The organism is Agarivorans sp. QJM3NY_29, from assembly GCF_050870835.2.
In the GTDB taxonomy this organism is placed as follows: Bacteria; Pseudomonadota; Gammaproteobacteria; order Enterobacterales; family Celerinatantimonadaceae; genus Agarivorans.
Window position 1 is genome coordinate 2,812,020 of the sequence record NZ_CP194036.2, and the last position, 20,088, is coordinate 2,832,107.

Annotated in this window: 21 protein-coding genes; 14 read left to right on the top strand and 7 right to left on the bottom strand. The window is 44.4% G+C overall.

From position 1 onward, the window contains the following. The first annotated feature begins 3 nt into the window (after positions 1-3). From hisH to ACRRS0_RS12860, 8 genes are all read left to right on the top strand, one after another. Complete coding sequence (gene hisH / locus ACRRS0_RS12825) at positions 4-612, top strand: imidazole glycerol phosphate synthase subunit HisH (protein WP_432452798.1); 609 nt, start codon at positions 4-6, stop codon at positions 610-612. A gap of 1 nt (position 613) precedes the next feature. Then, complete coding sequence (hisA, locus tag ACRRS0_RS12830) at positions 614-1,366, top strand: 1-(5-phosphoribosyl)-5-[(5-phosphoribosylamino)methylideneamino]imidazole-4-carboxamide isomerase (RefSeq protein WP_432452797.1); 753 nt, start codon at positions 614-616, stop codon at positions 1,364-1,366. Continuing rightward, on the top strand, positions 1,356-2,129 hold the full coding sequence (hisF, locus tag ACRRS0_RS12835; protein WP_432452796.1) for an imidazole glycerol phosphate synthase subunit HisF: 774 nt from the start codon (positions 1,356-1,358) through the stop codon (positions 2,127-2,129). Before hisA ends, hisF begins: the two co-directional genes overlap by 11 nt. Then, positions 2,126-2,743 carry a bifunctional phosphoribosyl-AMP cyclohydrolase/phosphoribosyl-ATP diphosphatase HisIE gene (gene hisIE / locus ACRRS0_RS12840; protein WP_432452795.1) on the top strand — a complete coding sequence of 206 codons (618 nt, stop codon included), beginning with the start codon at positions 2,126-2,128 and terminating at the stop codon, positions 2,741-2,743. The genes hisF and hisIE overlap by 4 nt, the downstream gene beginning before the upstream one ends. Before the next feature lie 965 nt (positions 2,744-3,708). After that, entirely contained in the window at positions 3,709-4,050 is a 342-nt protein-coding gene (locus ACRRS0_RS12845) for a zinc ribbon domain-containing protein YjdM (protein ID WP_432452794.1), read from the top strand. Positions 4,051-4,273: 223 nt separating this feature from the next. Then, positions 4,274-4,894, top strand: a complete 621-nt coding sequence (locus ACRRS0_RS12850) for a GDSL-type esterase/lipase family protein (protein ID WP_432452793.1) — start codon at positions 4,274-4,276, stop codon at positions 4,892-4,894. Positions 4,895-5,049: 155 nt separating this feature from the next. Beyond that, positions 5,050-5,595, top strand: a complete 546-nt coding sequence (gene yfcE / locus ACRRS0_RS12855) for a phosphodiesterase (RefSeq protein ID WP_432452792.1) — start codon at positions 5,050-5,052, stop codon at positions 5,593-5,595. 110 nt (positions 5,596-5,705) lie between these two features. After that, entirely contained in the window at positions 5,706-6,290 is a 585-nt protein-coding gene (locus ACRRS0_RS12860) for a TetR/AcrR family transcriptional regulator (RefSeq protein WP_432452791.1), read from the top strand. A 62-nt stretch (positions 6,291-6,352) separates the two neighbouring features. Here ACRRS0_RS12860 and ACRRS0_RS12865 read toward each other — a convergent pair whose 3' ends face one another. Together ACRRS0_RS12865 and ACRRS0_RS12870 are read right to left on the bottom strand one after the other, a co-directional pair. Beyond that, positions 6,353-8,353, bottom strand: a complete 2,001-nt coding sequence (locus tag ACRRS0_RS12865) for an oxidoreductase (RefSeq protein ID WP_432452790.1) — start codon at positions 8,351-8,353, stop codon at positions 6,353-6,355. Between the two features lie 380 nt (positions 8,354-8,733). Continuing rightward, complete coding sequence (locus tag ACRRS0_RS12870) at positions 8,734-9,303, bottom strand: TonB-dependent receptor (protein WP_432452789.1); 570 nt, start codon at positions 9,301-9,303, stop codon at positions 8,734-8,736. Positions 9,304-9,574: 271 nt separating this feature from the next. On the opposite strand from ACRRS0_RS12870, the gene ACRRS0_RS12875 reads away from it, so the two are divergent. From ACRRS0_RS12875 to ACRRS0_RS12885, 3 genes are all read left to right on the top strand, one after another. Continuing rightward, positions 9,575-10,564 carry a DUF2333 family protein gene (locus tag ACRRS0_RS12875; RefSeq protein WP_432452788.1) on the top strand — a complete coding sequence of 330 codons (990 nt, stop codon included), beginning with the start codon at positions 9,575-9,577 and terminating at the stop codon, positions 10,562-10,564. 81 nt (positions 10,565-10,645) lie between these two features. Continuing rightward, the gene (locus ACRRS0_RS12880; protein WP_432452787.1) at positions 10,646-10,939 is read left to right on the top strand and encodes a DUF1244 domain-containing protein; all 294 of its coding nucleotides are present in this window, start codon (positions 10,646-10,648) and stop codon (positions 10,937-10,939) included. Between the two features lie 97 nt (positions 10,940-11,036). After that, positions 11,037-11,726 carry a DUF2982 domain-containing protein gene (locus ACRRS0_RS12885; RefSeq protein ID WP_432452786.1) on the top strand — a complete coding sequence of 230 codons (690 nt, stop codon included), beginning with the start codon at positions 11,037-11,039 and terminating at the stop codon, positions 11,724-11,726. Here ACRRS0_RS12885 and lpxM read toward each other — a convergent pair. From lpxM to ACRRS0_RS12900, 3 genes are all read right to left on the bottom strand, one after another. Further along, on the bottom strand, positions 11,723-12,670 hold the full coding sequence (lpxM, locus tag ACRRS0_RS12890) for a lauroyl-Kdo(2)-lipid IV(A) myristoyltransferase (protein ID WP_432452785.1): 948 nt from the start codon (positions 12,668-12,670) through the stop codon (positions 11,723-11,725). The genes ACRRS0_RS12885 and lpxM overlap by 4 nt on opposite strands. Before the next feature lie 90 nt (positions 12,671-12,760). Then, the gene (locus ACRRS0_RS12895) at positions 12,761-13,090 is read right to left on the bottom strand and encodes an antibiotic biosynthesis monooxygenase family protein (RefSeq protein WP_432452784.1); all 330 of its coding nucleotides are present in this window, start codon (positions 13,088-13,090) and stop codon (positions 12,761-12,763) included. Positions 13,091-13,171: 81 nt separating this feature from the next. Further along, positions 13,172-14,188, bottom strand: a complete 1,017-nt coding sequence (locus tag ACRRS0_RS12900) for an adenosine deaminase (protein ID WP_432452783.1) — start codon at positions 14,186-14,188, stop codon at positions 13,172-13,174. Positions 14,189-14,919: 731 nt separating this feature from the next. Here ACRRS0_RS12900 and ACRRS0_RS12905 point away from each other — a divergent pair. From ACRRS0_RS12905 to asnB, 3 genes are all read left to right on the top strand, one after another. After that, complete coding sequence (locus tag ACRRS0_RS12905) at positions 14,920-15,669, top strand: HAD-IIA family hydrolase (protein WP_432456174.1); 750 nt, start codon at positions 14,920-14,922, stop codon at positions 15,667-15,669. Between the two features lie 19 nt (positions 15,670-15,688). Continuing rightward, complete coding sequence (locus ACRRS0_RS12910) at positions 15,689-17,299, top strand: cation:proton antiporter domain-containing protein (protein ID WP_432452782.1); 1,611 nt, start codon at positions 15,689-15,691, stop codon at positions 17,297-17,299. Between the two features lie 176 nt (positions 17,300-17,475). Beyond that, complete coding sequence (asnB, locus tag ACRRS0_RS12915) at positions 17,476-19,140, top strand: asparagine synthase B (protein ID WP_432452781.1); 1,665 nt, start codon at positions 17,476-17,478, stop codon at positions 19,138-19,140. An 84-nt stretch (positions 19,141-19,224) separates the two neighbouring features. On the opposite strand, the gene ACRRS0_RS12920 is transcribed toward asnB, so the two are convergent. Next, on the bottom strand, positions 19,225-19,650 hold the full coding sequence (locus tag ACRRS0_RS12920; protein ID WP_432452780.1) for a DUF3010 family protein: 426 nt from the start codon (positions 19,648-19,650) through the stop codon (positions 19,225-19,227). An 88-nt stretch (positions 19,651-19,738) separates the two neighbouring features. After that, complete coding sequence (locus tag ACRRS0_RS12925; protein ID WP_432452779.1) at positions 19,739-20,065, bottom strand: YbaB/EbfC family nucleoid-associated protein; 327 nt, start codon at positions 20,063-20,065, stop codon at positions 19,739-19,741. Between the last annotated feature and the right edge of the window lie 23 nt (positions 20,066-20,088).

Consider the following 20,088-nt stretch of genomic DNA (forward strand, 5'->3'; position numbering starts at 1 on the left):
ACAATGAATGTAATTATTGATACCGGATGTGCCAACCTTTCATCGGTAAAGTTTGCCGTAGAACGCTTGGGATTTCCGGTCACGGTCAGCCGTGACCCTCAGGTGATTCTTGCCGCAGACAAGCTGTTTCTACCCGGTGTAGGTACCGCCACCGAAGCCATGAAAAACTTAGCCGATCGAGAGCTGATTGACTTAGTCAAACAAGTGAAAAAGCCACTTCTAGGGATTTGTTTAGGCATGCAAATGCTGGCCGAATTCTCCATTGAAGGCGGTGCGAAAGAAGCGCTGGAACCCGTTCCCTGTTTAGGCCTGGTACCCGGCACCGTAAGCTTAATGAAGCCTAACGCAGGCCAACGCTTGCCACACATGGGGTGGAACCAAATTCAGCCTAAAACTGGTCATCCGCTGTTTAAAGACATTGAAGCCGGCAGTTACTTCTACTTCGTACACAGCTACGCCTTGCCCGTTAACGATGCCACCATTGCCCAGTGCGATTATGGTAACGCCTTTACTGCTGCAGTAAACAAAGACAACTTTTACGGTGTGCAGTTTCACCCAGAGCGCAGCGGTCAGGCCGGTGCGCAATTAATTAAAAACTTCTTGGAGATGTAACATGATCATTCCTGCTTTAGATCTCATCGACGGAAAGATTGTGCGTTTGTTCCAAGGAGATTACGCGCAAAAAACCATTTATGGGGACGACCCGCAAGCCCAGTTTTCGGACTACCACAGCCAAGGCGCTGATTGGTTACACCTAGTCGACTTAGATGGTGCTAAAGATACCAGCGCTCGCCAACTCGACGTAATCGCTCAGCTGCTTAAAAACACCCCCGCAAAAATTCAGATTGGTGGCGGTGTACGCAGTGAGCAAGACGTAAAAGACTTACTCGATGCGGGCGCAGAACGAGTAGTGATCGGCTCCACTGCCGTTAAACAGCCACAAGTTGTGGCGCAGTGGATGGAAAAATACGGCGCCGAGCACATTGTGCTAGCACTAGACATTAACATCGACGCGCAGGGCAACAAAGTGGTCGCGGTATCGGGCTGGCAAGAAGATAGCGGCGTGACCATTGAAGAGTTAGTGGCAATTTACGCCCCGGTGGGCCTGAAACACGTCTTATGTACCGACATTTCTAAAGACGGCACTCTCGAGGGTTCAAACGTCAGTTTATACCGCGAGTTATGTGCTCAGTATCCAGATATTCAGTGGCAAAGTTCTGGTGGCATTGGCAACTTAGATGACATAGCAGCCTTAACCGACACTGGTGTCGCTGGGGTGATTGTTGGCCGAGCGCTGTTAGAAGGCAAGTTTACCGTAAAACAAGCCATCGCTTGTTGGCAGCAAGGAGGCAATAATGCTCGCTAAACGAATAATTCCCTGCCTAGACGTCAAAGACGGCATGGTGGTTAAAGGCGTGAAATTTCGAAACCACGAAATTATTGGCGACATCGTGCCACTGGCGAAACGTTACGCTGAAGAAGGCGCCGACGAACTGGTGTTTTACGATATTACCGCCAGCTCTGATCAGCGGGTGGTGGATAAAAGTTGGGTCAGCCGTGTTGCCGAAGTGATCGACATTCCCTTTTGTGTCGCCGGCGGTATTAAAACCATCGAAGACGCCAACCGCACCTTGCAAAACGGTGCCGACAAGATCTCGATTAACTCCCCTGCTTTAGCCGATCCAAGTTTAATTACTAAACTGGCCGACAAATTTGGCGTGCAGTGCATCGTGGTCGGTATCGATTCTTACTACTGCGAAGAAACCCAACAATACCAAGTGAAACAATTTACTGGCGATGAAAAACGCACCGTGACCACCACCTGGAACACCTTTGATTGGGTGAAAGAAGTGCAAGCTCGTGGCGCTGGCGAAATTGTACTCAATGTCATGAACCAGGATGGGGTGCGCCAAGGTTACGATTTAGAACAACTCAGCCGAGTGCGTGAGATTTGTCATGTGCCCTTAATCGCCTCTGGCGGAGCCGGCGAAATGCAGCATTTTAAAGACGCCTTTAAAATTTCCGACGTCGATGGCGCACTCGCCGCCAGCGTATTTCATAAAAGCATTATTGATATTGGCGAACTCAAGCAATATCTCAAACAACAACAGGTGGCAATTCGACTATGAGCCAATTTGAACAGTTAAACCAACAAATCGATTGGGACAAAGTTGAAGGCTTGATCCCTGCCGTGGTACAAAACGACCACAGTGGTCAAGTTTTGATGCTCGGCTATATGAATTCAGATGCGCTAGCAAAAACCCTTGAAAGCAAACAGGTCACCTTCTTTAGTCGCAGCAAACAGCGACTGTGGACCAAGGGGGAAACCTCAGGTAATGTGCTTCAGCTAAAAAGCATCAGCCTAGACTGTGACCAAGACACCCTACTAGTGGCAGTAGAGCCGATTGGCCCCACCTGTCACAAAGGAACCCAAAGCTGTTTTGACGGCCACAGCGAGCCGAAGCTTACCTTTATTGCCCAACTGCAAGCGGTATTGGCTGAACGGAAGTTAGCCGACCCAGAACAAAGCTACACCGCGAGCCTATTTGCTCGCGGCACCAAACGGATTTGCCAAAAAGTCGGTGAAGAAGGCGTAGAAGTGGCGCTAGCGGCCATGGCCAACGACCGCGAAGAACTGGTCAACGAAAGCTCTGATTTACTCTATCACTTGCTGGTATTGCTAGAAAAACAAGAAGTCGGTTTTGATGAAGTCGTGGCTTGTTTGCAGGCTAGGCACAAGTAACTTTTTTATGATTTAACCTTATAAAGCCTCTATTAAAGAGGCTTTTTTGTTTCACTTGATTGCTCATCGAATCAGACTTTACGAGTTAAATACTCATTATTTAATCTTCTAAAAAATAGCGATAACAATTACTTAGTAGGCTATATCCAGAACCACAATTGATTAATGACGATGAAATAATAAATTGCCGCTGAAAGATACAAAACCAGAGATGAAAAATTGTAATACCATGCTAATTTTATATCTTTGCTGCGCGCATGACGCTTAACCGCTCATCAACTAAGGGGGGGCTTTTAGCTCTTTATTTACAATCACTATAGCGTAAGTGATAATGCGAGCACCGTAAGCTTTATCCCGTATTGCTGGTCCGCAGCCTTGCTCCACGAGCTTATGGTCCAAATAGCGAACACTCATTTTTCTAAAGACTCTCGTCGCTATCCCCCAGTTTAAAAATAAAGAACATTGTTATCGAGGCGAGAGAATTTAAATTAATCATGATTGTTTATCCTATGAGGTGATTAAGCTAATACCAAGTCATACGCTTCCGTTGCTAGTGACCGTCCTATCACATCTCCGGTAACTGCTGCAAAGTAACCCACGGTTAAGCCAATACCACTAGCCACTAGCCACTACCCACTACCCACTACCCAGCCAACAGATGTAGCGAACATCGCAATCTCCAATAATGATGATGTTACAGTTAAGCCTGCTGCTATGGTAATAATCCCATTTTTAACCGCAACAAAATTAGACAACTTAGCCATTGTAATTGGAATACTCAAAGGGATATGACCGATCAGATATTAACGACTATACCTTGGTTGGCCTGTTTAACTAGCTGACTGACGCAATCTTCCCTATAATAGCCCCACAAAATACGGCTACTAGTCGCCTAAAGCCAACTTTGGCTTAGGTATAACTGTTTCAAAAAGCCACCCTAAATTGAAGACTAAAGAGAACTTACCATGAGCGATATCCCTCCTTGCCCTAAATGTGAATCAGCCTATGTTTACCAAGATGGTTCACTACTTATTTGCCCAGAGTGCGCGCATGAGTGGAACCCAAACGAAGTAGCAGTGGACCCTGATGCTATTGTATTAAAAGACGCGGTAGGTAACCTATTGGCTGAAGACGACAAAGTGACCTTGATTAAAGATCTAAAAGTGAAAGGCTCTTCTTTAGTATTAAAAGTAGGCACCAAAGCGGTGATTAAGCGCTTTGTGGATGCAGACCACGACATCGACTGTAAAGTAGATGGTCACGGCAGCATGATGCTGAAGTCAAAGTTCGTGCGAAAACAAAGCTAAGAAATTGAATCACCAAGGTTAAAAAAACCTGCATAAGCAGGTTTTTCTGATCTCTGAACTATCCGACATAATGCCAAAAAGTCGATTTAGATCAATATGCTAGCAAGCTCATGTGGCTAGAGTAATCACCAAGTTTCCGCCGATGAGACCTTGTCTAGCCGATGCAGCAACCACGCAAGATGGTTTATACATCACGGTAAAAAAATAGCTTGGTAAAATGATAATGATTAAAGTCCTTTGCTTCGGCGACTCCAATACTTGGGGCTACTCACCTAAGAATGGTCAACGCCTCCCCCTTCACGCGCGCTGGCCAGGTGTATTAGGCAACTTACTCGGTGACAATTTCCAGGTAATTGAGGAAGGTCAGCCCGGCCGCACCAACTACCGAAATGCCACTGAATTTGGCTTACAGCGCGGAATTGAAGCGCTGTTAGAGAAAGTCTCTCAGCAACAACCACAGTGGCTGGTGATGATGCTAGGCACCAATGACCTATACCCAGCCTTTGAGCTAAGCGCTGAGCAAGTTGCCGCAGATCTGCAGCGTATGATTGTTGAATTACGAACGCATTGCCTAAGCCTGCAGATTGCCGCTCCATATGTATTCGTGCTAGCGCCACCCACGGTCAATAACAACGGTAATTTTGCGAAGTACTTTCGGGGTGCGAGTGAAAAGTCCAAGCAGCTAGCAAAGCATTATCAAGTCGTGGCCAAATCACTTGAGTGTGGATTCTTAGATGTAGGAAAACTGGTAATGGTTGATCCTCAAGATGGGGTTCACCTGAACGGCGCTGAGCATCGAGTGCTGGCAAGTGCTGTGGCCGACAAATTGCGGCAATTGATATAGTAGCGACCTCTTACCACTTAGCAGTACAGCATAAGTCAATGGCTGCCGAACAGACTCATTTGCGCTAAAATCATTGACGTTTTATGGCCAAGCAAGGCCCTTATTTTGTTTTCCTAAACACGATATTATTGAGGTTTAGGTTGGAAGGAAGATTTATGCTATTTGTATGTTCCGATATTCATGGCGACCATCAAGCTTTACAGCTCACCCTAGCCGCTTTTGAGCGCAGTGGCGCTTCGCATTTTATCTGTTTGGGGGATGTACTCAATCACGGACCGCGTAATCCGCTCCCCGAGCACTATGCGCCTTTGGCGGTAGCAGCAGATTTAAACAAAATTGCGGAACGTATTATTGCAGTACGTGGTAATTGTGACAGCGAGGTCGACCAAGCCCTGTGTGATTTCCCCTTGTTAGCCGACTATAACCAGTTAGTACTCGGTAAGCGTAAGGTGTTTCTTTGCCATGGCCACCAGTACGGACCAAACAAGCTGCCGCCTTTGGCTGAAGGCGACCTACTCGTAAGCGGCCATAGCCATATTCCACAAGCGAGCCAAGAAGGCTCTCATTTTGTGCTTAACCCAGGTTCTGTTTCCATGCCGCGCCAAGATTGGCAGGCCAGTTATGCACTAATCACCGAGCAGCAATTGCTCGTTTGCAGCTTAATTGATAACAAGCCCCTAATCACTTGCAACTTGAACTAGGGCAATTGGGCGTAGAATAAAAAATACCTCTTGTATCCATAAGGGCTCGTATTACACTGAGCGGCACACAACAATGGCTTGATAACTGGTTCAAATAGATTGGGAAGTAGATGGATAAAAAATTAACCTCAAGACAGCAAAAAAGCCTTATCACCAAGAAAAAACTCTATAACAGTGCCTTAGCTTTAATGAATGACTCGAATATCGAAGACATTACCATCAGTCATATTTGTTCGAGTGCAGGGGTCTCGGTAGGCTCCTTTTATAAGCATTTCGCCACCAAAACCGATATTTTTGTCGAAATGTATGATCAAGCGGATGATTTTTTCGAAGAAAAGTATACCGTTCAGAAGACGACTAGCACCACCAAAGAGGCTATTCTTGAGTACTTTGAAACCTACGCTCAATACCATCTGAAAGTCGGTTTACAGACCGTAAAACAACTCTATACCTGCAATAATAAGCTCTTCATTATGAAAGGCCGCAATATGCAAAAGTTTCTGACCTTGATCATCCAACAAGGACAAAAAAACCATCAGATTGACGAAACGACAAGCGCTGAAAGATTAACAGAGTATCTTTTCATTTCGGCACGCGGACTCATTTACAACTGGTGCCTTCATGATGGTCATCTGGACTTATCAGCTGAAATGAACATTTATATGCAGCGCTTATTAAAGTCGATTGCTGCTTAAAATGCGACAAATTGGCCACCTTTATTTTGCTTATAAAGGTGGCTCAAAAAGTAACATAGCCGCTATATGTTCCTTGCTACTTCATAAGCATCCCAGATCGCATACATAATATTTTGTACCTGCTTTGCATCCCCCAGCAAGTAGCTTTGCGGCAGCTCATTTCGCAAGGACTCGTAAAGATTACGTTGAGAATTATAACCAACCGCCAAAATCGCCGAATCCGCAGCCAGAACAGTTTCTTCACCATCGGAATTCTTCAATACAAAGCCTTGCTCAGTAGCCCCGGAAACCACGCAATTGGTCAGTAATTCGATATTCTTATAAGCCACTAAGTCCCGTAACATGTCTTCGTTCGCATGACATAATGGCCCTCCAATGGTGAGTATATCGCCTTGCATTTCCACCAATGAAACCTGCTTCCCTTGATCGGCCAACCATAAAGCCGTCTCACAACCAACTAGACCGCCGCCAATAATCAACGTCGATTGCCCCGGATCTTGATGACCAAGTAATACATCTTCAGCCGAATACACATTGGTTGCAGCATCAATTGCAAATGTTCTAGGTGTTGAACCGGTTGCAAAAATCACAACATCCGCATTTTGTTCAATAATCATCGCCTTACTTAATGGACTATTTAAATGCACATCTACTTTGAGATCTTGCAGCTCAGCTTGATACCAGTTTGCCAAATCATGATCATCTTCTTTAAAATCTGGTACCCCGCCCGGAATTAAGTTCCCGCCCAAACGCGATGCTTTTTCGTAAAGCTTAACCCGATGGCCGCGAAGAGCTGCAACCCGGGCCGCTTCGCAGCCCGCAGGGCCGCCGCCAACCACCAACACACTTTTTTGCTGATCGCTGTTCGTGATCGCATAGTCTAACTCTCGGCCACAGGCCGGATTTACCGCGCAGGAGATAACCGCATAGCTGGCCAATCGACCCATACATCCTTCTTGGCAAGAAAGACAAGGGCGCACCTTATTGAATTTATCGGCTCTAATTTTGTTGGGTATCTCTGAATCGGCTAGCAAAGGACGCCCTAAGGCAATAAAATCAGTTTGCCGTTCACGAATGGCTTGGCTTGCCAAATCAGGGTTTTCCATTCGCCCTGCCGTAATCACCGGCACCTGAAGTACTTCTTTCAAAATTTGATTATAAGGCAGGTATAAACCCTTCTCTTGGTACATTGGTGGATGTGCCCAATACCAAGAATCATAAGAGCCAACATCTCCGTTAAAAGCATCATAACCAGCGGCTTCTAAAATTTTAGCCGCTTCGATCCCTTCTTGAATATCTCGACCTTTTTCAACAAATTCTTCATTGGGTAAACCGCCCTTACACCAATCCTTAATAAAACTTTTGATGCTATAACGCAGTGACACCGGATAATCTGCCCCACACTCCGCCTTAATCGCTTGAACAATTTCAATCGCAAAACGAAGTCGGTTCTGCAAACTACCACCGTATTGATCAGTCCTTTGGTTAAAAAATGATATCGCGAACTGATCGAGTAGATAACCTTCATGGACCGCGTGAATTTCAATACCATCGAATCCGGCTTTTTTGGCTATTGCCGCCGACTCAGCAAATTTACCAACATAGCGATGAATTTCTTCTATGCTTAACTCCCGACACGTTACCTCGGGCAACCAACGATGTGGAATGGGTGATGGCCCTACCGCCGTATTTCCAACGATCGATGGAATACTCACACGACCGAAACCCGCCGATAACTGTAGAAATATTTTCGACCCATAAGCATGGATCCGCTCAGTCATCATCTTCGCGGTTTTGACAAAATTAAGCGGGTTTAAGGTGGGACAAGGCATGGAAGGTAAAGCGCATTTTTCTATTTCATTTTCAACCATGGTTACACCGGTAATAAGCAAGCCAGTACCGCCACGAGCCCGTTCTACGTAATATTCAACGCCTCTCTCATTAAACGAACCATCTGCGCTACATAAGCCTCCCGGCCCCATCGGCGCCATAACAAATCGATTTTTTATTTCTAAATTACCAATTTTAAAGGGTTCAAACAGGATCTTGTGATGTTCTTTCATGAGAAAGTTCCTCGAGTTAAAAAACAAAAGTGAACGCGTTCACCGAATGAGTTCACTATATATGTGTTCTTTGTTTTTTAATCATTATTTTTTGATTAACTGCAATAAGTTTGGAATAGATCAATAAACCATCGCCGGACTAAAAGCGTTTACAAAAAATTAGAGAGGAAAAGCGACACTGATCGCTGCTTTTAAGCAAGGGCAGCTTAGAACAAAGCCATGCCCTCGCATTGAAAATCTACATCCATTGCTGATTAGGCAAACAAAAAATACAATTTTAACTGTAAAAAACGCTCTCAAACGGTCGCATAAGAGTCACAGTGAGCCTCTTTCAACACATCGCTAGCGCGCTTAAACCCATGGACACATTGCTCGACTTACTATCCTCGATAACCGATGCCAAATACGCCGCCTTCACTTATTGCGTTGTAGCCAAGGCTAAAAATCAAATGACGGCTTGGCGCGTAGCGCAAGCCTAACTCTGCGCCCCATTTTTTTTCGATATCAGTTTGCCAAGTCGGCTGACAATCGCGACACATCGGCGTAATACCACTGGTATAGTGAATACTTCTTTCCAGCATGGCTCCACCGCCATAGATACTAAAATCGTGGCTTAGACTATAACTCAAGCCCAGCCTCAGCATTGTTGAGTCTTGCTGCGCCTCTGCTGGTTCACTCACAAGCAATGATTGTTGTTTCGACTTAGCATACCCAAAGTAGTAGCCCCAATTGGGATAAGCTCGGTCATAATGATTCAATGACAGCGTCACCCCCAACATCGGTTCGGAAACCTGCAAGTAATCGAGATAAACCGCCGACCAGGGCTGGTTTATGACTTCAATCGCTTGAGACTGAGCCATCGCAGGAGTCGTATTAGGCAGCACAACAAGCAATACCAGACCCCTTGTAATCAGTTTATTTAAAATACTGCTCTGAGAAGAAAACGCCAATATTTACACCTTTCATCAACAACATCCGTGTAAATATAAATGTCGATATATAAACCGATAATCGGTGAGTCGGTCAAATCAAAAAGTCATCAAAAATGGCACAAGCCTATACCTAGTCGCTAAATACATTTACAGTAGGCTAGTTACGGACAGGCTAGCCATTGATGCTGCATGAGTCGCGCTAATGCAGACCATAGTTTTATTTTAAGCTATTGATTAAATTCACGACTTGACTATGCTGAGAACATTAAATCAGCTTGAGGATGTCTCTATGTTTCAACTCACTGGCCGCAAGGTTATCGGTATTTTTCTGGTGATAGTCATCATCAATTATGTTTTTGCGGTAATTTGGAGTAGTGAGCCCGACCGTATCGACCTAAATAGCTACATGAAAGAGCAAGCACTGGCAAACAATGAACAAGTTGTGACGGGCTATGCGACATCAACCGCTTTGATATTTGTCGCTGAAACCTTATTAAATAAGTCGGGTGGCTACCTTAGCAACGACAAGATGCCACCGAGTGTTTTCATGGATAATATGCCCAGTTGGGAACTTGGCGCTTTAAACCAGATCCGCGATTTGTCACTGATCATGCGTAAAGATTTTAGCCGCTCTCAGGCTCAGTCAGAAGAACACCCTCAACTAAAAATCGCCCAACCAAAGTTTAATATCGATCATACTAGCTGGCAGTTTCCCAGTGCCGAAGGTGAGTACCAAGGTGCGATTAATGCCTTGCTCAAATATCGTAGCCAACTCGCAGACCCAAAAGATCCAAACGCTCAGTTCTATGCAAGAGCAGATAATCTGGTGAATTGGTTGAACGAAGTGCAGTCTCGTTTAGGCGGCATGTCACAAAAACTCTCAGCGTCAGTGGGTAGAGAGCGGATCAATACCAGCCTCGCTGGCGACGAAGGTGCCACTCAGTCTACGTTTGCGCCCTCAGAGTCTCGAGTCAAAACTTCTTGGTGGAAAATTGACGATGTATTTTACGAGGCGCGCGGTGAAGCTTGGGCCTTACTACATTTTTTCCAAGCGGTAGAAATCGATTTTAAAGGTGTATTGGAGAAGAAAAATGCCACCGTTGCGGTTCGCCAAATCGTTCGCGAGTTAGAAGCAACACAAGAGTCAGTATGGAGCCCAATGGTGCTAAACGGTACCGGTTTTGGTTTAGTGGCAAACCATTCGCTGGTCATGGCAAATTATGTGTCTCGTGCTAATGCCGCGATTATTAACCTAAATAACCTTCTCACGAAAGGCTAAGCCCTCTTCTAAGTAGAGCAGCGTTGCTTCACTGCTCTACTGCGTTTACACTTTGTTAACTTTTATTTTTTGGATAACATCATGGATAAACAACAAGCTATTGAAGCAGCCACCTTTCGTCAGCTACTGACTCATCTCGATCAGCATAAAGAAGTTCAAAATATTGAGTTAATGAATCTTGCCGATTTCTGTCGCAACTGCTTAGCCAAGTGGATGGTTGCGGCGGCCGAGGAACAAGGCGTGACTCTCGATTATTCCAGCGCTCAAGAAAAAGTCTACGGCATGCCTTATGCTCAATGGAAAGAGCATCATCAACAACCGGCTACCGAGGAACAACTGGCAATTTTTAACGCGAAACAAGCCGCAAAATCTTAGCCTCAACTGGAGCCCTATTAAAGAAGCCTATTGCAATGAACCGCGCTTAAGTTCGGTCCGTATATAAACAAACACAATTGTTCATTTGGTGACTTGAATGCCTAAATCGATCTTAATAAAAAGTAAGTTAGGCCATAATGCTAAGGCGCTAATTTTATTGGGTTCGTTATTGGTATTTGCGGCAATAGGCACTCTTTATGTACCAGCCGTGCTGGTTTCCTTAATCGCATCTATGTTGTTTTTTCTTGCCTATTTGGGCATTCGAGTGGGTCTCGCGAAGCTATTTCAACCCGTGTATTCAGTGGTATTATGTTACGACCACCTACAATTTCACCATCGTTACGGGGGATGGAGCCTTCCCTGGGGAAAGTTACAACGGATCGATATCCCTCGACTGCACGATGGGCTCAATTGGCAAGAGATGAATTATGTGGGATTGCGACTAACCGACCCAGACTATCTACTGGATACCTTATCGCCTCGCCTCGCCGCCCACCTACTCACCGAACAACGTAGCGCGCTCCTTGCGTCTTTACGACGCAGCTGCGCCCATTGCCAAGACAGCCAGGTGAGTGAGCATCTAATTGAAGATGACTACTACAAATCGGCGAGTGGTAAGATTTACACTGGATTAACTGGCATGTTTGCCAATCGCATGAAAAAACTCAGAGAATTAACCGGCTACGATCTATTAGTCGACCAGAGTATTTTAGACCGTGAGGCGCAAGACTTTGTAGTACTGGTAAGACGTTATAAAAGCCAAGCCCTACAAAGTCGCGACGGTTAATACCTGGGTTGATCACTACCTTCCACAGTACGAAGTAACTTTAAGCTCCACATATATTGTTCTGGCGAGCGTTGAATGAGTTTCTCGACTTCTTGATTCATCCGTAAAGTATCATCGGCCACGTCAGCGCTTGGATAATCTTGCATGGGTGGATGAATATAAAGTTTCACCTTATGTCGTTCACTATCATAACCAGCATAAATCGGTATCACTTTAGCACCACTTAACTTAGCCATTTTACCAAGTACAGGTAGCGTAGCTTTTTGGGTCGCAAATAATGGCGTCATCAGGCTGGCGTCTGGACCAAAGTCTTCATCGGGGAGGTAAATACAGCCGTAACCAGCACGTACCGCTTTAATTAAGGTTTTAATTCCGGCATCACGTTCAAAAATTACGCCGCCAAAACGAGTCCGTTGTTTGGTCATAACCCAGTCAACAATGGGATCACCCGTTTTTTTAAACATGGTGCACATCTGATGACCGCGGGTACAAAAATAGGTCCCTAAAAAATCTACCGGGTAAGTATGCGGTAACAAAACAATGAAGCGCTCATTATTCTCCAACAAGGCTTGAATATGTTCTTCGCCATCGACCTCGATACGATTTTGCAAATATGCCTTTGAGCGAACGCTCATTTCACCAAAACCTAAAATCAATTGCGCAAAAATCTGCACATTTTTTGCCATCAATTGTTCGCGCGCTGGCGCGTCCATATCAGGAAAACAAAGCGCTAAATTGGTGTCAGCGATGGCACGACGTTTTTTCAGGGCTTTTAAATTAAAAATGCGTTTAGCGATGGCAATCGCGCAACGGTCTCGTAACTTAACGGGGACGAAGGCAAACAATAAAATAAGTCCGCCAAGCAGCCAAGTGCCCCAATATTTTGGGGCTAACCAAGACCAAGAAAAAGAAATGAAAAACGCTTGTGAATCAAACTTTGCCATATAGCTATTCGCGCAACCCTGAAGCTAATCGATACTGCGCGTCAGTTTACTTTGCTTCGCAACGAAAGCAAGTCAGCAAATTGGCTCAGCCTAAAATTTGGCATGGTTTGTTTCAATACCCATCGCAACAAAATGGTCTAATTGTGGAGACATCAGCAAAGGCTCATCCTGCCACAAGATAGCTTCACGCATCTTGTCTCGTGCCTTAACAACATAGGATTCTGATTCTTTGGAACGCAACCAATGCTCCTTACTTGGCCACTGCGAATACGAGATCCAAGTCCCATCAGAGGCCTTATGTAAGCGCGAGCCCAAGGCACCACATTTATCGACATTAAAATGAATAATTTCCGACCACCCCTCTTTGAAAGATTGAATATGTTGTTCATCTAGTTTCCAACGAAACAATACAACAAACATTGGCACCCTCCTCTGTCACTTATTTATTCAATCAGCACATTCTCATACTATGGTGAAGACTAGTCAGAAAACTCAAGTGGGCTAAGCAAACTCTGCAACGCAGTTATCAATTAATTGCATTAATTCTAGTTTACGGCTTGGGGAAGCATAGCTCGCTTGCACCGCCGTTTTTGCAAGGTGGGTAATTTGAGCTTGCTTCCAATCAAAGGTTTCAGCGCAAGCTTGCATATTTTCCAACAAATAGCCGCCAAAATAAGCAGGGTCGTCGGAATTAATGGTAACCGCTAAACCGAGTTCAAGCATTTCAGGCAGAGGATGGTCGGCCAGCGCTTCAACAACTTTTAATTTAACGTTGCTAAATGGGCAAACCGTTAATGGCATCTTCGCCTCAACCAATTGTTGAACCAATTCAGCATCTTCTAAACAGCGAACCCCATGGTCGATGCGCGACACATCCAGCAGCTGCCAAGCATCCTGAACATTACTCGCGGGCCCTTCTTCTCCCGCATGCGCTACCCGCTTTAGGCCCAATTGCTTCGCTTGCGCAAATACGCCTTTAAATTTTTCTGGAGGATGGCCTTGCTCACTAGAGTCCAGCCCGACACCAATAATATGTTGAAGATATGGTTTCGCCGCCTCTAGCGTCGCAATGGCTGATTCTTCAGATAAATGACGTAGAAAACACAATATATACTCACAGCTAATACCAAACTGCTGCTCCGCCGCTAGCTTCGCTGCCACCAAACCGTTAATCACCGTCCCGATATCAACGCCCCTATCGGTATGAGTTTGTGGATCGAAAAACACCTCGCAATGCGCCACGTTATCTCGCTGACATGTTTCGAAATAAGCCCAAGCCAAATCAAAAAAATCTTGCTCCGTTTGTAATACATCAGCACCTTGGTAATACAGATCGAGAAATTCTTGAAGATTATTAAAGTTATATGCCTGCTTTAAGGCATCAACCGACGCATAGGGCAAGCGCATATTATTTCGTTCGGCTAAGGCAAACATCAGCTCTGGTTCTAAACTGCCTTCAATATGCAGGTGTAACTCTACTTTCGGGATTTTTTTAATCAACTCAGAACGATTCAACATCTAATGACTCCTTTTTGCCTAGCTTAACAAATCTTTCCAAGCTGTGAACTAACAAACCGTTTCACATCTGTCGGCTAAGCACCTAAATAACTATCAAGCAGTTAAATAAAAACTGGTTTTATTTGATTGATTTTATTGAAAATATAAATGCAGCATGGGTCTCTCACCAGAATCCAATTGAGAAATAACTTGTTTACCGCAATTAATCTTACAAACCAAAACCCGGCTTCTCTAGCGAAGGCCCGACTAGAGAGTCAACTTCCAAGCAATCGTTCAAGCAATGGCTTAGAGGATAGTTCTCAAGCAAATCATCTTTCTTCATCTCTTTTGATCGCGTGGGAGTTGGAGTAGCTAAAGTTTGGTATGTATTGTTTAAACAGACATCGTTATATCTAAGTGACTTAAGATCGGCCCCACCGCCAGCACTTAAGCTACATCAACATCGATTCGCCTCCCAAATTAAAAATGTCAGACCTTGTTCAATCCACGTAAGCTTAAATAAACGTTGCGGCGGAGCCACTTTTGTTAAGCCACAGAAGATTATTTTCCTAGACGCTCTGCAAAATAAGAGCCCTGATGGGTTGCTTGAATTTATCGCATCTCTCTTATCCCGGCAAACACTGGCCCAATATAAGCTCACAAATATTTAACATTAGTGATTTTTAGCTAGCCCTAAGCTAGCCCCCTAAGTTACTCTGAATCATAGATAATATTGCTAATGAGAGATGATGATGAGCAAAGCAGTTATTTGCGACATTGATGGTGTACTACTGCACGATAACCAACTAATCGAAGGTGCGAAAGCCTTTATCGAACGCTTACTCGCACAAAAAACTAAACTCGTTATTTTAACTAACTATCCAGCGCAAACTCCGCAAGACTTACAGAACCGTTTCCAAACCGCAGGGGTCGAAATACCCGAGAACTGTTTTTACACCTCTGCGATGGCAACCGCAGACTTTTTGAAAAGACAAGAAGGTAACAAAGCCTATGTGGTTGGTGAAGGGGCCTTAATTCATGAACTGTATAGTGCAGGTTTTACCATTACCGATATCAATCCGGATTTCGTAGTGGTCGGTGAAACCAAAAATTACAATTGGAATATGATTCAACATGCCGCCAAATTTGTCGCCGACGGCGCGCAGTTTATCGCCACCAATCCAGATACCCATGGACCCAATTTAACACCCGCCTGTGGCGCGCTGTGTGCTCCCATTGAACGCATGACCGGACGCCAGCCTTTTGTTGTGGGTAAACCCAGTGCCTGGATTATTCGAGCAGCCTTAAATAAAATGGGCGCTCATGCTGAAGAAACTATGATTATCGGTGATAATTTACGTACCGATATTTTGGCTGGGTTTCAAGCTGGCCTCGAAACGATTTTGGTCTTATCGGGCGTGAGCACTGAGCAAGATATTGATGTGGTGCCCTTTAGACCGAATTATATTTTCCCAAACGTTGCCGCCATCGACATCCTATAAAACGATAATTAAGGTATAAATGGATATTTCTTTACTTATCACGATTACTTTTTTGGCGGGTTTTATCGCCCACCTAGCACATTTACCACCACTAATTGGTTTTTTGGCGGCTGGTTTTATATTGCATAATATGGGTTTTGAACAAAATGAACTCATTTCGACCTGTGCTGATTTAGGGGTTACTCTGCTACTCTTTACCGTCGGTCTCAAACTCGATATTAAAACTCTCTTCAGACGTGAAGTTTGGGGCACCGCAAGCGCTCACATGCTAAGTAATATCGCGATATTTGTTGGCTTATTATCGGCTATAAAATGGCTCGGGATCACGAGTATTAGTGAACTCTCCAATACTGGTATTTTGGTATTAGCTTTCGCGCTATGTTTTTCCAGTACCGTGTTTGCGGTGAAAGTACTGGAAGCCAAAAGTGAAATGAACGCACTCTACGGCCGTGTTGCGATTGGTATTCTGATTATGCAGGATATCTTTGCGGTGATTTTTTTGGCCGCTACCACCGGTAAAGTCCCAACCTTGTATGCACCGCTATTACTATTACTGCTACCACTACGGCCGGTGTTATACAAACTTCTCAATCGCGTCGGTCATGGTGAGCTGCAGCTGGTTCTTGGTTTTTTTCTAACCTTTGTATTAGGTGCTAAATTATTTGATCTCGTCGGATTAAAAGCTGATTTAGGCGCTCTTATTATTGGCATGTTACTGGCTGGCCATCCAGCCGCCAGCGGTATGGCGAAAGCACTATTTAGCTTTAAAGAGCTGTTTCTGGTTGCGTTTTTCTTATCAATTGGACTATCCAGTGAGCTTAGTTTTGAATCCCTCTATATCGCATTATTTATCGTGCTAATGCTGGTATTAAAATCGGCGTTTTATTTACTATATTTACTACTATTTCGATTACGCTCGCGAACCTCGTTTCTCGGTGCAATGAGTTTGGCAAACTATAGCGAGTTTGGCCTGATTGTGATCGCCGTGGCGGTCCACAAGCAATGGTTAGATAGTTCATGGATGGCAACCCTCGCCTTGGCCGTCAGCATGAGCTTCTTAATCGCGGCCCCAATTTATAAAAATGCTGATATTATCTATCAGCTATTTCGACCTTGTCTGAAACGACTACAACGCACAAAATTGCACTTAGAAGACCAACCGATTGAGCTTGGTCAAATGCAAGTGGTCATCTTGGGCATGGGCCGGATTGGTGAAGGTGCCTACGATATGTTGCAACAACACTACCCTGATTTAGTATTAGGTATCGATACCGACTTGGAAAAAATTGAACATCAAATCGAAAGTGGTCGCGCGGTAATACAAGGGGACGCCACCGATTCAGACTTTTGGGAAAAATTAGCCCCCTCCCAAGACTTAAAGTTAGTTCTTCTTGCAATGCCTCATCACCACGGGAATCAGTACGCATTAAAACAACTTAAAAAGGGCTCTTTTACCGGTAAAATTGCCGCAATAGCCCAGTTTGCAGACGATGCTGAAAAACTAAAGCATCTCGGCGCCGATGAAGTATTCAACTTATATAACGAAGCTGGAGCGGGCTTTGCAGAGCACGTTCAATCACAACTCATTAATGATAATAAATCAGTAGAGCAAGACCCAAAAAGTAGCTAGAGATATGTAAAAACGGACAGTTTGTTACAATTTCGTTGTTTTCAGGCTTTTTTTAGCAAAAAAACTGATTCAGGGCTTGCAATAATTTCTGATATTGGCAAATTGAGAGCAATATTTGAGTAAATGGCGAAGCACCATTCACTCGAGGGTAAACACAAAGTAGTTAAGGGAAGAGTATGTGTTCCATATTTGGAGTTCTAGATATAAAATCTGATCTCAGTGTATTGCGTAAGCAAGCACTTGAGATGTCAAAACGTTTACGCCACCGTGGCCCCGACTGGTCAGGTATTTACACATCAAAAAATGCCATCTTAGTGCATGAGCGTTTATCTATTGTTGACGTAAATACTGGCGCACAACCTCTCTACAATCCCGAGAAAACTCACGCGCTTGCCGTTAATGGCGAGATCTACAATCACAAAGATCTTAAAACTCAACTCAATGTCGATTTTGAATTTCAGACCGAGTCCGATTGTGAAATCATTTTGGCCTTATACAAAGAAAAAGGGGTTGAGTTTTTAGATGACTTAAACGGTATCTTTGGTTTTTGTTTGTATGATGCAGAACAAGACGCTTACCTAATTGGTCGCGATCATATTGGGATTATCCCCCTATATACGGGCTACGACGAGCACGGTAACTTTTACGTAGCCTCAGAAATGAAAGCACTGACACCGATTTGTAAAACCGTCAGCGAATTCCCTCCAGGCCATTACTTGTATAGCAAAAACGGCGAGCCCGTTAAATACTACAAACGCGACTGGATGGACTACAGCAATGTAGAAAACAACGATGCCAGTGTAGAAGATCTAAAAGTAGCCTTAGAAGCGGCGGTGAAGCGCCAGTTAATGTGTGACGTTCCATATGGCGTATTACTTTCTGGCGGTCTGGATTCTTCGGTTATCTCTGCGATTACCAAAATGTACGCTGATAAGCGTATTGAAGATAACGATAACTCTGAAGCTTGGTGGCCACAACTACACTCCTTCGCGGTTGGCCTTGTCGGTTCTCCCGATCTTATCGCCGCACAAAAAGTAGCCACACATTTAGGCACCGTTCACCATGAAATTCATTTCACGGTTCAAGAAGGTATCGATGCGCTACAAGACGTTATCTACCATCTAGAAACTTATGATGTCACCACTATTCGCGCATCAACTCCAATGTACTTAATGGCACGTAAGATTAAAGCCATGGGTATTAAAATGGTATTGTCTGGCGAAGGTGCCGACGAGATCTTCGGTGGCTATCTGTATTTCCATAAAGCGCCCAATGACCAAGAGTTCCACGAGGAAACGCTGCGTAAACTTGAAAAGTTACATATGTTCGATTGTAACCGAGCCAACAAGTCTCTTGCCGCTTGGGGCATTGAAGGCCGTGTTCCCTTTCTAGACAAAGAGTTTATGGATGTGGCAATGCGCATTAATCCAAAAGCCAAAATGTGTGCTGGTGACAAGATTGAGAAGCATATTCTACGTGAAGCTTTTGAAGGTTATTTACCCGCAGAAGTCGCTTGGCGTCAAAAAGAACAGTTCTCTGATGGTGTTGGTTACTCTTGGATTGACAGTTTAAAAGAGCTGGTTGAGTTAGAAGTGTCGGATAAAGAGTTAGAGAATGCGGCCTTCCGTTTTCCAATTAATACACCCGATACTAAAGAAGCCTACTTCTACCGTTGTATCTTTGAAGAACACTTCCCACAGGACTCTGCAGCAGAATGTGTGCCCCATGGTAAGTCTGTAGCCTGTTCAACGGCTGAAGCGATTGCTTGGGATGCAAGCTTCGCGAATAATGCCGATCCTTCAGGTCGTGCGGTACTCTCGGTACACAACGAAGCTTACTAAGCTGTTTTAGACTTTAATTGCTTCAAGGCAAACAAAAACCGATGCGCTTGCATCGGTTTTTTTATCGTGAAAAATTACTCATTTTTATTCAGCCATACAAGCAACATAAGCCGTTGTAAAAGCAATTTCTTGGAAGGCTTTAAGACCCGTAGTGGAGAAATCTACAGGCATTGGGTTATCTTTAAGAACCTGTTTTGATTGTGTCGCCGAAATCAACACCACTTTAAGCTCACTAATCAACTCAATCGCAGCTTCTAGTTTAAAACCAACTGCGCCGCCAGCAAACTTACCTTTCATTGGCCGTTGCTTAATTGCAACAACTTCTACTTGATAATCACTCATTAGCTTCGCAAAGGCAAATTGAAACTCTCGAAGATCTTGGGTGCTATTAATGTTAGCCAGTGTTAATCGTCGCGCACGGCAATCAGGGATTAGAAACAAGCCATCATCGAGGCTCAATAGGCTAACAATTACTTCATTACTTTTTATTTCTACGCCACATACTTTCATATTCATACCCGTTAAAAATAGACCGTGCAATCAGTTTATTGCACAAAAAAGGCCGCTAAGCGACCTTTTATCGGTTCGCTGTGCAATATTAAAATGGCATTTTCATACCAGGTGGCATTTGCATGCCACCGGTCACTTCAGCCATTTTGTCTTTGCTGGTTTCTTCTACTCGGCGCACCGCATCGTTGACAGCTGCTGCAAGCAAGTCTTCGATCATATCTTTGTCATCGTCCATCAAGCTGTCATCAATCTCCACTCGACGCACATTATGGTTACCTAACATAACTACTTTCACTAGGCCCGCGCCAGCTTCACCGGTCACTTCCATTTTGGCGATTTCTTCCTGAGCGCGCTGCATGCGATCTTGCATTTGCTGCGCTTGCTTCATAAGGTTGCCCATTCCGCCTTTAAACATAACTGTTCTCTTCTCTTCGGTTA

What these genes read in the sequence shown, in the direction of transcription:
- yfcE (WP_432452792.1), top strand. Translation starts at nt 5,050, where the DNA reads ATGCTATTTGTATGTTCCGATATTCATGGCGACCATCAAGCTTTACAG.
- hisF (WP_432452796.1), top strand. Translation starts at nt 1,356, where the DNA reads ATGCTCGCTAAACGAATAATTCCCTGCCTAGACGTCAAAGACGGCATG.
- hisH (WP_432452798.1), top strand. Translation starts at nt 4, where the DNA reads ATGAATGTAATTATTGATACCGGATGTGCCAACCTTTCATCGGTAAAG.
- ACRRS0_RS12860 (WP_432452791.1), top strand. Translation starts at nt 5,706, where the DNA reads ATGGATAAAAAATTAACCTCAAGACAGCAAAAAAGCCTTATCACCAAG.
- lpxM (WP_432452785.1), bottom strand. Translation starts at nt 12,670, where the DNA reads ATGGCAAAGTTTGATTCACAAGCGTTTTTCATTTCTTTTTCTTGGTCT.
- ACRRS0_RS12895 (WP_432452784.1), bottom strand. Translation starts at nt 13,090, where the DNA reads ATGTTTGTTGTATTGTTTCGTTGGAAACTAGATGAACAACATATTCAA.
- hisIE (WP_432452795.1), top strand. Translation starts at nt 2,126, where the DNA reads ATGAGCCAATTTGAACAGTTAAACCAACAAATCGATTGGGACAAAGTT.
- ACRRS0_RS12910 (WP_432452782.1), top strand. Translation starts at nt 15,689, where the DNA reads ATGGATATTTCTTTACTTATCACGATTACTTTTTTGGCGGGTTTTATC.
- ACRRS0_RS12900 (WP_432452783.1), bottom strand. Translation starts at nt 14,188, where the DNA reads ATGTTGAATCGTTCTGAGTTGATTAAAAAAATCCCGAAAGTAGAGTTA.
- ACRRS0_RS12885 (WP_432452786.1), top strand. Translation starts at nt 11,037, where the DNA reads ATGCCTAAATCGATCTTAATAAAAAGTAAGTTAGGCCATAATGCTAAG.
- ACRRS0_RS12925 (WP_432452779.1), bottom strand. Translation starts at nt 20,065, where the DNA reads ATGTTTAAAGGCGGAATGGGCAACCTTATGAAGCAAGCGCAGCAAATG.
- hisA (WP_432452797.1), top strand. Translation starts at nt 614, where the DNA reads ATGATCATTCCTGCTTTAGATCTCATCGACGGAAAGATTGTGCGTTTG.
- ACRRS0_RS12920 (WP_432452780.1), bottom strand. Translation starts at nt 19,650, where the DNA reads ATGAAAGTATGTGGCGTAGAAATAAAAAGTAATGAAGTAATTGTTAGC.
- asnB (WP_432452781.1), top strand. Translation starts at nt 17,476, where the DNA reads ATGTGTTCCATATTTGGAGTTCTAGATATAAAATCTGATCTCAGTGTA.
- ACRRS0_RS12905 (WP_432456174.1), top strand. Translation starts at nt 14,920, where the DNA reads ATGAGCAAAGCAGTTATTTGCGACATTGATGGTGTACTACTGCACGAT.
- ACRRS0_RS12850 (WP_432452793.1), top strand. Translation starts at nt 4,274, where the DNA reads ATGATTAAAGTCCTTTGCTTCGGCGACTCCAATACTTGGGGCTACTCA.
- ACRRS0_RS12865 (WP_432452790.1), bottom strand. Translation starts at nt 8,353, where the DNA reads ATGAAAGAACATCACAAGATCCTGTTTGAACCCTTTAAAATTGGTAAT.
- ACRRS0_RS12845 (WP_432452794.1), top strand. Translation starts at nt 3,709, where the DNA reads ATGAGCGATATCCCTCCTTGCCCTAAATGTGAATCAGCCTATGTTTAC.
- ACRRS0_RS12880 (WP_432452787.1), top strand. Translation starts at nt 10,646, where the DNA reads ATGGATAAACAACAAGCTATTGAAGCAGCCACCTTTCGTCAGCTACTG.
- ACRRS0_RS12875 (WP_432452788.1), top strand. Translation starts at nt 9,575, where the DNA reads ATGTTTCAACTCACTGGCCGCAAGGTTATCGGTATTTTTCTGGTGATA.